The following is a 12,614-nucleotide window of genomic DNA, read 5'->3' as shown; positions in this document are numbered from 1 at the left end:
TCCTCCGCTTGCGCAAGCGAGACATGCCAGACCCGTGGCGTCATGTCGATGATGGCGCAGAGGCGCTGGACGACCGGCCGCTGTCCATGCTGAATCAGCGTATGATGAATCGCCGTTCGACTGCATCGCTTTCCCGACGCAACTTCCTGGCGCAGGCTGCAGGATTTGCCGCGGCCGGCGCCTTGTCGCGCCCGGCCTTCAGCCAGACCGGGCAACGCGTCCAGTCGATCGACACCACTTTCCTGTTCATCGCCGATGTCCATGCCTGCCGCATGGCGAGCGGCTTGAGCCCCAACTGCCTGCAGGAAGGCAAGACCGACGCTGCGCTGCTGCGCAACGTGGCGGCGCTGAATGCGCTTGGCGACAAGGACTGGCCAACTGAGATCAATGGCGTCGCCACCGGCCTGCGTTCGGCCGGCAGGATAGGCACGCCGCTCGGCCTTGTCGTCGGCGGCGACATCACCGACGATGGCGGCGGCCAGATCACGCAGCCGAGCGAGGGCACCCAACTGCTCCAGTTCAGCCAACGCTACAGCCAGGGCGTCGGTCCCGATCGCGTGCACATGCCGGTTTATATCGGGCTCGGCAACCATGATCTCGACCAGAACGGCCCGCCGCACCATGTCGACTGGTATCGGCGCGAACTGCGCGACTATGTCGAGGTCAACCATCGCGCCGGCGTGTTCTTCAAGCCGCCGGTGCCTGCCACCGACTACGATGTCGACACCGACTCTTACTCCTGGGACTGGGGCGGCCTGCATCTGATCCAGACGCATCGTTTCGCCGGCGATACCGGCCACGGCGCCGAGAGCAGCCTGCCATGGCTGAAGCAGGATCTGGCGACCTATGCGGCGGACGGCCGTCCGGTCATCCTGTTCCAGCACTATGGCTGGGACACTTTCTCGGTGGAACGTTGGGATGCCGCCAAGCGGCATTTCGATGATGACGGCAGTGGTGCGCCGCATTGGTGGAGCGAGGCCGACCGGCAGGCGTTGCTGGCGGCGCTGAAGGGCTACAATGTCGTCGGCATTTTCCATGGCCACCAGCACGAAACGCCGCTGATCTATCGCAGGGACGGGATCGACCTGTTCAAGCCGAAGGCTGCCTATATGGGCGGTTTCGCGCTGGCCAGGGTGACCAGCGACGGCATGGACGTGGTGCTGGGCGAGGCGGCCGGCGATCACGGCGAGGTCGTCTTCACCAATGCTTTCAGCAAGGGTTGGAGCACCTGAAAAAGGCGGCCTTCGCGACCGCCTTTCCCTCGATAAAGCGCGTTTGTCTATGTCGGATCAGAGCGCCTTCTTGACCTTGTCCTTGATGTCGCCATAGGCCTTCTGCACCTTACCGGCGGTCCGGTCGCCCGTGCCTTCGGCCTGGGTCTGCCTGTTGCCGGTTGCCTTGCCTGCGGCTTCCTTGACCGAGCCCTTGACCTGCTTGGCCACGCCCGCAACCTGATCCTTATTCACCATTTTTTGCGCATCTCCTGGGGCTCTGAATTCGGAGGAATTCATTTGCGGTAGCTAACGAGCCGGCGTCGGTTAGGTTCCAGGCGTCGCCCGGACGGCAGATCAGGTCGCGCGGCCGCCGCCCTGGGGCAAGGCTGGTGGGCTAGGCTGCGAACACGTGTCGACCATGGAATTTGGATGGCCGTGCGTGCGGGGAGAAAAATGGCTGAATTCACGCTCTATATCGGCAACAAGTGTTTCTCCTCATGGTCGTTGCGGCCATGGCTGGCGATGAGGCATCTGGAGATCCCGTTCGAGGAAGGTTTCGTGCGGCTGCGCACACCTGAAACCTTTGCCAATCTGGCGAAAGTGTCGCCGACCGGTCAGGTGCCGGTGCTGAGTCACAATGGCAAGATCGTCTGGGAAACCCTTGCTATCCTTGAATATCTCGCCGACCTGTTTCCCGAGAAAAAGCTCTGGCCGGCCGATATCGACGCCCGCGCGCTGGCGCGTTCGGCCGCGAGCGAGATGCATTCCGGCTTTCGCGAGGTCCGCTATGGCTGGCCGATGAATTTGCGCCGGCCGAAGGGCCACAAGCCGCTCGACGCCGAGGGCGAGGCGCAACGCGCCCGCATCGAGGCGCTGTGGCGCGAGTGCCGGGAAAAATACGGCAGGGGCGGCCCGTTCCTGTTTGGCCATTTCACCGCGGCCGACGCCATGTATGCGCCTGTCGTCACCCGTTTCGACACCTATGGCGGCACGCTGGCGCCGGATACGCGCACCTATGTCGACGCCGTGCTGGCAACGCCGGCGATGCGGCACTGGTATGCCGAGGCGGCCAAGGAGAGGTGGCCGGAACCCGGCCCGGACGAATAGCCGGATCCAACGAAAACGCCCCTCGCACCTTTTATCGTGCGGGGGGCGTCTTTGCCATCAACCGTTCTTTCGATTGCTCTCACGAACTGCTGACGACAAGGCATAAATGCGCCTTTGCGCGGATGGTTCCTGGATGCCAGAAAATTTTTTCAACTTGGCGCAAGCGCGCTGTTTGGCGCCCGGTTTGCCGTCATGCCAGCTGGTTTGGCCTGGCGTTTTGGGAGAAATCCGCATCTGTGGCTTTATGCAAATTTGACAGCGCGCCAAAAAAAGCCTACAAGCAAATCGTCGATATTTGTTTGACTGACTTTTGTTATCCGCGCTTTCGAGCGCGCCTTTGACGAACTTCCCACATCAAAAATCGGGACAAACGACGTTGTGCATCCGCATGGCGTCGAACGAATATTTGCCATGGAAAGGGTTCGTCATGAGCACCGGCACAGTTAAATGGTTCAACGCCACCAAGGGTTTTGGTTTTATTCAGCCTGACGACGGCTCGGCCGACGTTTTTGTCCACATCTCGGCCGTAGAGCGCGCCGGCATGCGTGACATCGTCGAGGGCCAGAAGCTCGGCTACGAGATGGTCCGCGACAACAAGTCGGGCAAGATGTCCGCCGACCAGTTGAAGGCGGCCTGAAAAACGAATTCTGCTCTCCCGGTGACCACGGATGTACTGGCACCGGTGAGTGGCGAATTCGGGCGCATGGCCGCGGAGACCTGAGTTTCCACGGCATATCATGTGCATAAGCAGGGCGTTCCCGTGCGGTGCATCCTTTTGGATGTCATCTGGTTGCGCGACGCTCTCATGGAAGGTCAGGCGGTGCCTGGCCTTTTTCATTTTCCGCGCCTTGCCGCCGAAAGTGCGCTGCGCGCCGGCCTGGACGTGCTAAGGGACGCTCCAGCAATTTGAATTCGCCGCGCGTATTGCTTTGTGCGTGATCCTGACCGAAGACCCGGTCTCGCTCCATCGGCACAGGCTCCTGACAGGAGAAAGATTTGACCACCAGTTCAAAGACAACCGTCGATCAGGCCGTGTCCCTGTTCAGCAAGACGCAAACCCAGTCGATGTCGCTCAACCGCATCAATTCCGAGCGCGACGCCGTCAGCGAGGCACGCGAAGCCAAGACCGCGCGTCTGCGCGAATTGCGCCTGGAGAAGGAGGCCGACGAGATGGCCGCCGCCGCCGCGCTAGCCGCTTTGCCGAAGCGGGCCGGACGACGCTGATGGCCACCAAACGCGTACCGCCAACACCGATCGCCGCCGACGCAACCATTGCCGATATGGTCGAAGGCCTCGACAAGCCGGTCGAATTCGTCCGGCGTGTGCTGGAAAAGCTCGAACGCTGCAAGCGTGCCCACGGTGATGCCCAGGTTCGCGTCGGCGTGCGCGGCCGCGCCGAATGCCCGAACTACCTGATCGAGTATGTCCGCGAAGACGCCAAGACCCATGAGCGGGTGACGTATCAGGACGCCGCCTACAGCGGCAGCACGCATCGCGAGCTGGCAGCCCACCACATCGAGGCGGTGAAAAACTGGTCGCCCGAGGAAATGAACATCACGGCCGTTTCGGCGCTGATCGGCCGCCTGCGCAATCCGCGCGCCCCATCATCGCGCTTCGCCGACGAGGACTGACATGGCCATAAAATTCTCCTCCAAGGATCAGCCGGCAGCCTCGGGTGCCGCGGCAAAACCGGCCAAGCCGGTTGCCGCGCCGAAAGCTGGCGATGCCACCGAGGCGGCGACCGACCTGTTCAAGTCGCCGGCGGATTCGCCGAAGGGCAAGACGGCCAAGAAGAAATAGCGCCTTGCCGCAAGACGCCGATCACAACCCCGCCGCGCCAGGGCTGTCCGCCCTGGTGGCCGCCGCAAGCGTTTTGTCGTCGCAACAGGGCACCTTCGATTGCCAAAGCTGCGGTGCCTGCTGTTCCTATTCGGCCGAGTGGCCGCGCTTTTCCACCGAGGATGACGCACAGCTCGACCGTATCCCGGAAAAATATGTCGCATCCGACCTGTCAGGCATGCGTTGCGAGGGCGTGCGCTGCTCGGCGCTGTCCGGCGAGATCGGCAAGTCGACCGCTTGCGGCATCTACGACGTGCGGCCGGACGTCTGTCGCGCCTGCATGCCCGGCGACGAGGAGTGTCTGATGGCACGCCAGGCGCTCGGATTACCGGTGTAGCCAATCTCCCGTCGCCTCCGCTTGTGCGCCGACCCGCAGCCCGGTACCTTCCTGGCCGGGTAGGGTGGCGGAGGAACCATCGTGAGCATCGAATTTCTGTTGACGTCCCTGATTGTCGTGGCTTCGCCCGGCACCGGCGTTCTCTACACGCTGAGCGCCGGCCTCTCGCGCGGTGCGCGGGCCAGCGTCATCGCCGCCTTCGGCTGCACGCTCGGCATCATCCCGCACATGGCCGCCGCCATCACTGGCCTGGCGGCGCTGCTGCACACCAGTGCGCTCGCCTTCGAGACGCTGAAATATCTCGGCGTCGCCTACCTGCTCTACATGGCCTGGAACACGCTGAAGGAAAAGGGCGGCCTCAGCGTCGAGCAGGATGTGACGCCGCGCTCGGCCGGCAAGGTGATTGCCACCGGTATCCTCGTCAACGTGCTCAATCCGAAACTGTCGATCTTCTTCTTCGCCTTCCTGCCGCAGTTCGTCAGCACCACCGAGCCCAATGCGCTGTCGAAAATGCTGGAACTGAGTTCCGTCTTCATGCTTTTGACCTTCGTGGTTTTCGTCGGCTACGGCATCTTCGCAGCCTCGATCCGCAGCCATGTCGTCTCGCGGCCAATGGTGTTGACCTGGATGCGCCGGACCTTCGCCGGCGCCTTCGTCATGCTCGGCGCAAAGCTGGCGCTGGCCGATCGGTAGCGGGGAGCGGTTCAGTCTCGCTGATCCGCTCTCCTTTGTTGCGCTATTCCGGGCGAAAAGCGGTTATGCGCTTTCGGGGCATTGCTCGGGGCGCGCTACCCCTTCACATAGCCCATCGCTTCGACGATCCGCCCATCGGCCACACGCATGAGGTTGACGCCGCGCAGCGAATTGCCGTCGGTCATGAAATAGCGCCAGCGGATCGTTGCCCGGTCACCGGCAACGAAGGTTTCCTCGATATCGAAGCGCGTGCCGGCCTGGGTCGCGATCGCCGTCCAAAGCCCGACGCACGCTTCCTTGCCGGCATGGCGGGCGCCGTCCGGCGCCGGCACGGTGTTCTCGATCACGCAATCGTCGGCCACCAGCTCGGCGAGTGCCGAAGGATCATGGCGCTGGAATACGTCGTTGTAGCGCCGCATGATCTCGGCCGTCTGCTGGGACAGACCGTACGCGTTTGCGTCCATGACAAGCTCCTGTGTCATCTTCTTTCTCCTGGCTTCATTGACCTTTGGTGGCTTCGACGAGCGTTGCCTTGAGGGTGATCTGAGACACGCCGCCAAGGGCCCGCGAGACGAGGCAGCCCGCCTTGGCGGACTGTGCAAGGCGCTCGAATTCATCTTCGGCAAGTCCCGCGACCTCTGCCTCGGTTTCGAGTTCGATGCGGGTGATCGTCGGACCGGCAGCGGTTGCGCCAAGATGCACCTTGGCGACGGTGCTGATGCTTGTCGGGACATGATTGGCGTTGCCCAGCATGGCGCTCAGCGCCATCGAGAAGCAGCCTGCATGCGCCGCGGCGATCAGTTCTTCCGGGTTGGTGCCCGGACCGTTCTCGAAACGCGACGGGAAGGAATAGGCGCCTTCGAAGACGCCGCTGCCGAGCCGCAACCGGCCCGAACCTTCCTTCAGCGTCCCTTGCCACTTGGCCGAGGCTTCACGAATTGTCATGGTCGTTCTCCCTTGGGTTTGAGGACTCGATGGGTCAGGCGCCGTCGATGATCACCTTCCCAACGACGTCGCCCTGCTGGAAATAGCGATAGGCATCGCCGGCCTCGGTGAAGGCGAAGACCTTGTCGATGACGGGCCGCAGGCGGTGCTGCGAGACGGCGCGCAGCATGGCTTCGAGATTGGTCCGGCTGCCGACGAACAGGCGGCTGATGGTGGCGAGGCTGCGCTGGTAGAGTGCCGCCGGCAGCTGGATCGATCCGCCTTTCGCATCCTGCAGCGTCAAGAGCACGATGTGCCCGTAAAGCGTGCTGGCGATCAGCGACTGCGCGAAGGTCGCCGGGCCACCGGTCTCGACGACGAGATCGATGCCGCCGGTCTGGTCGCGGACGGCCGCACCCCATTGCGGCATATCCGATGTCGAAATCACCAGGTCGGCGCCCAGCGCCCGCAGCCTGTCGGCTTTCTCGCCGCGCGAGGTGACGACGGCGACATGGCAGCCGAGCAGCTTGGCGAACTGCAATGCAAAGAGCGAGACGCCGCCCGAGCCGATGACCAGAACCCATTGGCCGGGCTTCGGAATTCCGGCGCCCGTCACCGCATTCCAGGCGGTCAGGCCGGCGCAGGTCAGCGTTGCGGCCTCTTGCCAGTCGAGATGATCGGGCAGCCGCACCGCCCATTGTTCGTCGAGAACCGCATATTCCGCCAGCATGCCGTCCAGCGTGCAGCCGAGCTGGTCGACGAGCCCGGCATGGATGCGGCCGTCGATCCAGCGCGCGAAATAGCTGCCGGTGACACGGTCGCCGACGGCAAAGCGGGTGACGGCAGCGCCGACGGCGACAACCTCACCAGCCCCGTCGCTCAGCGGAACGACGCCCTGGCGCGGCGGCAGCGGATAGGTGCCGTTGAGGATCATCGTGTCGCGCCGGTTGAGCGATGTGGCGCGAACGCGCACCCCGATCTCATGCGGTTTCGGCTCTGGCTGCGCCGCCTCGCGCATCACCAGGGATTCGGTCCCGGATCCTTCGAGGCGGTAGTTGCGCATTTCGTTCTCCTCAAGGAATATATAGACTGATCTACATATTATGTAGACCGATTGTCATATTCTGCGCAAGGCCTATAATGATTCCTACTGACAGAGGCTGACATGGCCAACGACACCCGCACCCGCATACTCGAGACGACTGGGCTGCTGCTCAGGCAGCGCGGCTATCACGGCACCTCGCTCAACGACATATTGAGCGCCAGCGGCGCACCGCGGGGCTCGCTGTATTTTCATTTTCCCGGCGGCAAGGACCAATTGGTCATCGAGGTGACGCGCGCCAGCGTTGCCGACGTGACGGAGAGGCTGGGCGAAGCGCTGGCCGCCGAAAAGGATCCGGCGGTAGCCGTCCATCATATCTACCAGTCGGTGGGGCGCATGCTGGAAGACAACCAGTTTTCACTCGGCTGTCCGATCGCGCCTGTCGTGCTGGACTCGCCCACCGACGTGCCGGAACTGGCGGAGTTGTGCCGCTCGGCCTTCGAACAGTGGATAGGCCTGCTGCGGGACGCCTTCGTCAGGGCAGGGGTGCCCGCGCGCCGCGCGCATGCATTGGCGCTGCTGGTCGAATCGTCGCTGGAAGGGCTGATGGTGATCGCCCGCGCCACAAGCGACCGCGCCCCGGTACAGGCCGTGGCCGACGAGGTCGCGGCGCTGATCGAAGCCGCGGTGCTTGATGGCGAGGTAAAGCAACGCGCGGATGCCGCCGTCTGAGAACCGACGGAGGCGCGGCGATCGAGGTCCGCGTAAACGAAAAGGGCGGCATCTCTGCCGCCCTTTCCGTATCTGAAGGCTGATAGGGCTGGATTAGAAATCCATGCCGCCCATGCCGCCCATGCCGCCGCCCATGCCGCCAGGCATGCCGCCGCCGCCAGCCGACTCCTTCTTCGGAGCCTCCGCGATCATGGCTTCGGTGGTGACCAGCAGGCCGGCGACCGAGGCCGCGTCCTGGAGAGCGGTGCGAACGACCTTGACCGGATCGACGATACCCATGGCGATCATGTCGCCATAGTCGCCGGTCTGGGCGTTGTAGCCGAAGGTCGCGCCCTTGTTCTCAAGGATCTTGCCGGCAACGATCGATGCTTCCGCACCGGCGTTGGCCGCGATCTGGCGGGCCGGAGCCTGCAGCGCACGACGAACGATGTTGATGCCGGCGGCCTGGTCGGCGTTGACGCCGGTGGCCTTGATGTTGGCCGAAGCGCGCAGCAGCGCGACGCCACCACCAGCAACGATGCCTTCTTCCACGGCCGCGCGGGTCGCGTTGAGGGCGTCATCGACGCGGTCCTTCTTTTCCTTGACTTCGACTTCCGTCGCACCGCCGACGCGGATCACCGCAACGCCGCCGGCGAGCTTCGCCAGACGTTCCTGCAGCTTCTCCTTGTCGTAGTCCGAAGTGGTCTCTTCGATCTGCTGCTTGATCTGGGCAACGCGACCCTGGATCTCGGCCTTCTTGCCGGCGCCGTCGACGATGGTGGTGTTCTCCTTGGAGATCGACACCTTCTTGGCGCGGCCGAGCATGTTGAGGCCGACGTTCTCGAGCTTGATGCCGAGGTCTTCCGAGATGACCTGGCCACCGGTGAGGATGGCGATGTCTTCCAGCATGGCCTTGCGGCGATCACCGAAGCCCGGCGCCTTGACGGCAGCGATCTTCAGGCCGCCACGCAGCTTGTTGACGACCAGCGTGGCCAGAGCCTCGCCTTCGACGTCTTCCGAGATGATGAGCAGCGGCTTCGAGGTCTGCACGACGGCTTCGAGAACCGGCAGCATGGCCTGGAGGTTGGACAGCTTCTTCTCGTGCAGGAGGATGTAGACGTCCTCGAGCTCGGCAACCATCTTGTCGGCGTTGGTGACGAAGTAGGGCGAGAGATAGCCGCGGTCGAACTGCATGCCTTCGACGACTTCGAGTTCGGTCTCGGCGGTCTTGGCTTCTTCAACCGTGATGACGCCTTCGTTGCCGACCTTCTGCATCGCTTCCGCGATCATCTTGCCGACCGACTCGTCGCCATTGGCCGAGATCGTGCCGACCTGGGCAACTTCCTCGGAGGTCTTGATCTTCTTGGCAGCCTTGCCGAGCGCCGAGACGACTTCGGTCACGGCCAGATCGATGCCGCGCTTCAGGTCCATCGGGTTCATGCCGGCGGCAACGGCCTTGTGGCCTTCCTGGACGATCGACTGCGCCAGAACGGTCGCGGTCGTGGTGCCGTCGCCGGCAATGTCGTTGGTCTTCGAAGCAACTTCGCGGACCATCTGCGCGCCCATGTTCTCGAACTTGTCTTCAAGCTCGATTTCCTTGGCGACGGTGACGCCGTCCTTGGTGATGCGCGGGGCGCCGAACGACTTGTCGATGACGACGTTGCGGCCCTTGGGGCCGAGCGTGACCTTCACCGCGTCGGCGAGGATGTTGACGCCGCGCAGCATGCGCTCGCGGGCATCACGGGAGAATTTTACGTCTTTGGCAGCCATTTTTAGCTCCTGGCAGGGGCTTCGATCGAGCCCGGGAATTCAGTTGACGGAAAGGCCTGATATCAGCCGATGATGCCCATGATGTCGGATTCCTTCATGATCAGAAGGTCTTCGCCATTGAGCTTGACTTCGGTGCCCGACCACTTGCCGAACAGGATGCGGTCGCCGGCCTTGACGTCCAGCGGGACCAGCTTGCCAGCTTCGTCACGAGCGCCGGAGCCGACAGCGATGATCTCGCCTTCCTGCGGCTTTTCCTTTGCCGTGTCGGGGATGATGATCCCGCCAGCGGTCTTGGATTCGGATTCGACCCGGCGAACGACCACGCGGTCATGAAGCGGGCGGAACTTCGACTTTGCCATTTTTTCTTCCTCGATGAGAACGGTGAGAAACAGTTCCTCCATCCGGCGGCGCCGGACATGTGGTTAGCACTCACCAAAGGCGAGTGCTAACGTGGCGCTGAAATAGGCTGGCGGCGCGCCGGAGTCAAGGCGCTCGGAGCGCCTCTTGGCGCATGATGATGAACTTACCGGTGCCTCGCCGAACCGAGCACCAGAAGCGGGCACCGTTCCGCCAGCGGATAGCTTCCGCTCGGCACGACGCGCACGTCGCCGAACCAGTTGGCTGCCTCGTTGGTCAGCGTGGCCAGCGTCGCGAAGCTGTAGCTTATGTTCGAGCCTGCATAGACGTCGATCGTGTTGATCGAGGTCATACTCCATCCTGTTCGCGCGGCAAGAGCTTCGCGGTCCGGAAACAGTCTGCCGAATGCATCGCGGATCGTTGCCACCTTGATGGTAAAATCGCGGTCGTCGGTCGTACACGCCATCGCAATCCGCCATTTGAGCGCGTGGAAATTCTCGATCCCGCCGGCCAGAACCAGAGCTTCGATGCCGCACAGATCGTCCGCCGTTTCCGGTCGTGCGAAGACGCGGATCGCTGCGCGCCTGCCAGGCTTCAGCACCCTGGCGACCTCGCCAAACAACGAACTGCGCGCCGCCTGGGAAGCGACCGCCGACAGGCATCCGTCGCCGATGACGGCGTCGATGCTTGCGCGGTCCACGGGCAGGTTAAGCCAGTTGCCGGCGATTGCCCGTCGCGAGCCGTCGTCGCCAGCCCATACGCCGGAAATCATGGCCGCCGACTGGTCGACCGCCAACATCGACTTGCCCAGAACTGCCAATTCCGGGGTAACCCCCAAGAGAAGGACATCGGCATTTCCGAGATCAAGTTCGCGATCGAATATAGCGACGGTTTCCGCTGTCGGCCGGAGCGGCGCTTCCAGAAGTTTCCAATGGCGGTGGTAATCGTCCCAATGATTTGTCATGCAATTCCATTGGCCCCCTGCACGCCTGGATTTTGGATATCACCGGGGCTTAATAGAGGTCGTTGGACAAGCCAAGACATTTCAAGGCATCTACAGACAGTCCAGGAGGTGGATAGTGGCGCGTATCGCCGTGATAACGCATGAGCATGACAGGTTCCTGGGCAGGCGCGATATTCTGCTGCGCAGGAGCAGCCCATACATGCTGTTCGACATTCTTGCGGAATTGAAAAGGCGCGGCCATTCGGTTCGGGTTCAGCAAGGCCTGTCGAAGCCGGTCAGCGCCGATATGGCGGTATTGCATGTCGATGCCACGGTGACGCCCACGGACTATGTCGACTATGCCCGGAGTTTTGCATTCTGCCTCAACATCGGCGCCGCCGACATATCCAAACGGCGGATCAGCGGTGCATTGTCGACAAAACCGACAGCTGGCAAGGTCAGGTGATCGTCAAAAGCAATCTCAACAATCGGGGAATCCCGGAGACGCTCCTCAACCGGCGATCCGAGCGCGCGGGCAAACAGCCGCCGTTTCCGCATTTGCCAATCTTGCACCCCTATGAGATCCACAGATCTCTCGGCGACGTTCCGGACGGCGTCTTTGATTGCGACGATCTCGTCGTGGAAAAGTTCATTCCGGAGAGAGAACCCGACGGTTTTGCTGTTCGTTTCTGGGTGTTTTGCGGAGAGCGCGAGCGCTGCACCCGCTACGTCTCCCCGAACGGCCTGGTCAAGGCATCGGAGACGATCCGGCGCGAGCCCGTCCCGGTGCCCGACGAATTGCGTGAGCGCCGGCGTGAACTCGGCTTCGACTATGGAAAATTCGATTTCGTCATGCATGAGGGCAGGGCCATCCTCCTCGATGCGAACAAGACTCCCGGCCGTCCGCAAAACCTCGTCAAGATGTTCGCGGCCGGCGCTTCGGATCTGACACACGGCTTCGAAGGCCTCGTCCATCGGGCGAAATAGGCGCGGCTCTAGAGGAACAGCCGCAACTGCGTGTGAATGATCGAACGATAATCTTCGATCGTGCGGCGGCTTTCCGCTTCGCCCTCGGCAAGCGCCAGGCGCACCACACCGCCGGCAAGCTGGAAGATCAGCAGAACCATGCGTTCGAACTGCTCGCGCCTCTCGGGCTCGATCAGGGCGATGACATGGTCGCAGAACATCTTGGCTTGATGCCGGGTTTCGGCGATGTCGAGATTCTTGAGCGCCTTGTCGGCCTGGATGGCGTTCTGCAGGTCCTGGATGGCCGGATCGCCGGCGACACGGCTGAGATAATCATCGAGCAGCCGGTCAGCGGCCACGATGACATCTTTCGCCTCGTGGATTTCGGCGATGATCGTCGTCAGCCGTGCCCGGCTGACCTCTGAAAACCGCTCATAGAGCATCGCCAGGATCGCCGATTTGTTGGGAAAATAGTGGTAGACGGTGGCGATCGGCCCGCCCGCCAGCATGCCGACCTCCTTCATGGTGACGGCATCGATACCCTTTTCCCCGATCAGCCGCATGGTCGTCGACAGGATCGCGTCGATGCGCTCGCGGCTGCGTTCCTGCTTGGGCTTGCGCCTCGGCTCGGTCGCCATTCTCTTCAATTCCGTCATGCACCGATCTTTCGCACGGTTTTTAGATTCCGGTTGACAAGAAATATGATCAAGT

The 12,614-nt window shown here is 62.6% G+C and carries 19 protein-coding genes; 11 read left to right on the top strand and 8 right to left on the bottom strand.

The features are described 5' to 3' along the window. Positions 1-101 precede the first annotated feature (101 nt). A complete protein-coding gene (locus LB559_RS03565) occupies positions 102-1,232 on the top strand; it encodes a metallophosphoesterase (RefSeq protein ID WP_224673109.1) in 1,131 nt (376 codons plus the stop codon). Between the two features lie 57 nt (positions 1,233-1,289). Here LB559_RS03565 and LB559_RS03560 read toward each other — a convergent pair whose 3' ends face one another. Continuing rightward, positions 1,290-1,469 carry a CsbD family protein gene (locus LB559_RS03560; protein ID WP_224620306.1) on the bottom strand — a complete coding sequence of 60 codons (180 nt, stop codon included), beginning with the start codon at positions 1,467-1,469 and terminating at the stop codon, positions 1,290-1,292. Positions 1,470-1,667: 198 nt separating this feature from the next. Between LB559_RS03560 and LB559_RS03555 the strand changes: the two genes are divergently transcribed. The 7 genes from LB559_RS03555 (at position 1,668) to LB559_RS03525 (ending at position 5,190) form a co-directional block, all read left to right on the top strand. Then, positions 1,668-2,321 (top strand): glutathione S-transferase family protein, encoded by a 654-nt coding sequence (locus tag LB559_RS03555; RefSeq protein ID WP_224673037.1) that lies wholly within the window; start codon positions 1,668-1,670, stop codon positions 2,319-2,321. A 427-nt stretch (positions 2,322-2,748) separates the two neighbouring features. Continuing rightward, positions 2,749-2,958: a cold-shock protein gene (locus tag LB559_RS03550; RefSeq protein WP_010915421.1), complete on the top strand. Its 210-nt coding sequence runs from the start codon at positions 2,749-2,751 to the stop codon at positions 2,956-2,958. Positions 2,959-3,317: 359 nt separating this feature from the next. Then, complete coding sequence (locus tag LB559_RS03545) at positions 3,318-3,545, top strand: hypothetical protein (RefSeq protein WP_013532399.1); 228 nt, start codon at positions 3,318-3,320, stop codon at positions 3,543-3,545. After that, positions 3,545-3,952 carry a hypothetical protein gene (locus tag LB559_RS03540; RefSeq protein ID WP_013532398.1) on the top strand — a complete coding sequence of 136 codons (408 nt, stop codon included), beginning with the start codon at positions 3,545-3,547 and terminating at the stop codon, positions 3,950-3,952. The genes LB559_RS03545 and LB559_RS03540 overlap by 1 nt, the downstream gene beginning before the upstream one ends. A gap of 1 nt (position 3,953) precedes the next feature. Then, positions 3,954-4,121, top strand: a complete 168-nt coding sequence (locus LB559_RS03535; protein ID WP_013532397.1) for a hypothetical protein — start codon at positions 3,954-3,956, stop codon at positions 4,119-4,121. Between the two features lie 55 nt (positions 4,122-4,176). Beyond that, a complete protein-coding gene (locus LB559_RS03530; RefSeq protein WP_032809400.1) occupies positions 4,177-4,497 on the top strand; it encodes a YkgJ family cysteine cluster protein in 321 nt (106 codons plus the stop codon). Positions 4,498-4,578: 81 nt separating this feature from the next. Next, entirely contained in the window at positions 4,579-5,190 is a 612-nt protein-coding gene (locus LB559_RS03525) for a LysE family translocator (RefSeq protein WP_013532395.1), read from the top strand. Between the two features lie 95 nt (positions 5,191-5,285). On the opposite strand, the gene LB559_RS03520 is transcribed toward LB559_RS03525, so the two are convergent. The 3 genes from LB559_RS03520 to LB559_RS03510 are packed head-to-tail and all read right to left on the bottom strand — an operon-like array spanning position 5,286 to position 7,177. Further along, a complete protein-coding gene (locus LB559_RS03520) occupies positions 5,286-5,672 on the bottom strand; it encodes a nuclear transport factor 2 family protein (protein WP_063171832.1) in 387 nt (128 codons plus the stop codon). Between the two features lie 16 nt (positions 5,673-5,688). Next, complete coding sequence (locus tag LB559_RS03515) at positions 5,689-6,135, bottom strand: OsmC family protein (RefSeq protein WP_027163315.1); 447 nt, start codon at positions 6,133-6,135, stop codon at positions 5,689-5,691. A 34-nt stretch (positions 6,136-6,169) separates the two neighbouring features. Further along, complete coding sequence (locus LB559_RS03510) at positions 6,170-7,177, bottom strand: zinc-dependent alcohol dehydrogenase family protein (protein ID WP_224673036.1); 1,008 nt, start codon at positions 7,175-7,177, stop codon at positions 6,170-6,172. A gap of 102 nt (positions 7,178-7,279) precedes the next feature. Here LB559_RS03510 and LB559_RS03505 point away from each other — a divergent pair, with 102 nt between their 5' ends. Next, positions 7,280-7,888, top strand: coding sequence for a TetR/AcrR family transcriptional regulator (locus tag LB559_RS03505; RefSeq protein WP_224673035.1), 609 nt, complete (start codon positions 7,280-7,282; stop codon positions 7,886-7,888). Between the two features lie 93 nt (positions 7,889-7,981). Here LB559_RS03505 and groL read toward each other — a convergent pair whose 3' ends face one another. The 3 genes from groL to LB559_RS03490 all read right to left on the bottom strand — a co-directional run bounded on the left by groL (position 7,982) and on the right by LB559_RS03490 (position 10,958). Beyond that, complete coding sequence (gene groL / locus LB559_RS03500) at positions 7,982-9,637, bottom strand: chaperonin GroEL (protein WP_224620301.1); 1,656 nt, start codon at positions 9,635-9,637, stop codon at positions 7,982-7,984. A 62-nt stretch (positions 9,638-9,699) separates the two neighbouring features. Next, complete coding sequence (gene groES, locus LB559_RS03495) at positions 9,700-9,996, bottom strand: co-chaperone GroES (RefSeq protein ID WP_006203049.1); 297 nt, start codon at positions 9,994-9,996, stop codon at positions 9,700-9,702. A gap of 164 nt (positions 9,997-10,160) precedes the next feature. After that, positions 10,161-10,958: a class I SAM-dependent methyltransferase gene (locus LB559_RS03490; RefSeq protein ID WP_224673034.1), complete on the bottom strand. Its 798-nt coding sequence runs from the start codon at positions 10,956-10,958 to the stop codon at positions 10,161-10,163. A 115-nt stretch (positions 10,959-11,073) separates the two neighbouring features. Between LB559_RS03490 and LB559_RS03485 the strand changes: the two genes are divergently transcribed. Together LB559_RS03485 and LB559_RS03480 are read left to right on the top strand one after the other, a co-directional pair. Then, the gene (locus LB559_RS03485; RefSeq protein WP_224673033.1) at positions 11,074-11,403 is read left to right on the top strand and encodes a hypothetical protein; all 330 of its coding nucleotides are present in this window, start codon (positions 11,074-11,076) and stop codon (positions 11,401-11,403) included. After that, positions 11,400-11,924, top strand: a complete 525-nt coding sequence (locus LB559_RS03480) for a hypothetical protein (RefSeq protein WP_224673032.1) — start codon at positions 11,400-11,402, stop codon at positions 11,922-11,924. The genes LB559_RS03485 and LB559_RS03480 overlap by 4 nt, the downstream gene beginning before the upstream one ends. A gap of 8 nt (positions 11,925-11,932) precedes the next feature. Here LB559_RS03480 and LB559_RS03475 read toward each other — a convergent pair whose 3' ends face one another. Further along, entirely contained in the window at positions 11,933-12,559 is a 627-nt protein-coding gene (locus tag LB559_RS03475; RefSeq protein ID WP_224673031.1) for a TetR/AcrR family transcriptional regulator, read from the bottom strand. Positions 12,560-12,614 lie beyond the last annotated feature (55 nt).

Source organism: Mesorhizobium sp. BR1-1-3, from assembly GCF_020165455.1.
In the GTDB taxonomy this organism is placed as follows: domain Bacteria; phylum Pseudomonadota; class Alphaproteobacteria; order Rhizobiales; family Rhizobiaceae; genus Mesorhizobium; species Mesorhizobium ciceri.
This window is presented reverse-complemented; position numbering and strand designations above follow the sequence as displayed.

Coding starts and splice junctions, on each gene's coding strand:
- groES (WP_006203049.1), bottom strand. CDS start 9,996: ATGGCAAAGTCGAAGTTCCGCCCGCTTCATGACCGCGTGGTCGTTCGC.
- LB559_RS03475 (WP_224673031.1), bottom strand. CDS start 12,559: ATGACGGAATTGAAGAGAATGGCGACCGAGCCGAGGCGCAAGCCCAAG.
- LB559_RS03540 (WP_013532398.1), top strand. CDS start 3,545: ATGGCCACCAAACGCGTACCGCCAACACCGATCGCCGCCGACGCAACC.
- LB559_RS03515 (WP_027163315.1), bottom strand. CDS start 6,135: ATGACAATTCGTGAAGCCTCGGCCAAGTGGCAAGGGACGCTGAAGGAA.
- groL (WP_224620301.1), bottom strand. CDS start 9,637: ATGGCTGCCAAAGACGTAAAATTCTCCCGTGATGCCCGCGAGCGCATG.
- LB559_RS03510 (WP_224673036.1), bottom strand. CDS start 7,177: ATGCGCAACTACCGCCTCGAAGGATCCGGGACCGAATCCCTGGTGATG.
- LB559_RS03505 (WP_224673035.1), top strand. CDS start 7,280: ATGGCCAACGACACCCGCACCCGCATACTCGAGACGACTGGGCTGCTG.
- LB559_RS03550 (WP_010915421.1), top strand. CDS start 2,749: ATGAGCACCGGCACAGTTAAATGGTTCAACGCCACCAAGGGTTTTGGT.
- LB559_RS03490 (WP_224673034.1), bottom strand. CDS start 10,958: ATGACAAATCATTGGGACGATTACCACCGCCATTGGAAACTTCTGGAA.
- LB559_RS03535 (WP_013532397.1), top strand. CDS start 3,954: ATGGCCATAAAATTCTCCTCCAAGGATCAGCCGGCAGCCTCGGGTGCC.
- LB559_RS03560 (WP_224620306.1), bottom strand. CDS start 1,469: ATGGTGAATAAGGATCAGGTTGCGGGCGTGGCCAAGCAGGTCAAGGGC.
- LB559_RS03520 (WP_063171832.1), bottom strand. CDS start 5,672: ATGACACAGGAGCTTGTCATGGACGCAAACGCGTACGGTCTGTCCCAG.
- LB559_RS03565 (WP_224673109.1), top strand. CDS start 102: ATGATGAATCGCCGTTCGACTGCATCGCTTTCCCGACGCAACTTCCTG.
- LB559_RS03555 (WP_224673037.1), top strand. CDS start 1,668: ATGGCTGAATTCACGCTCTATATCGGCAACAAGTGTTTCTCCTCATGG.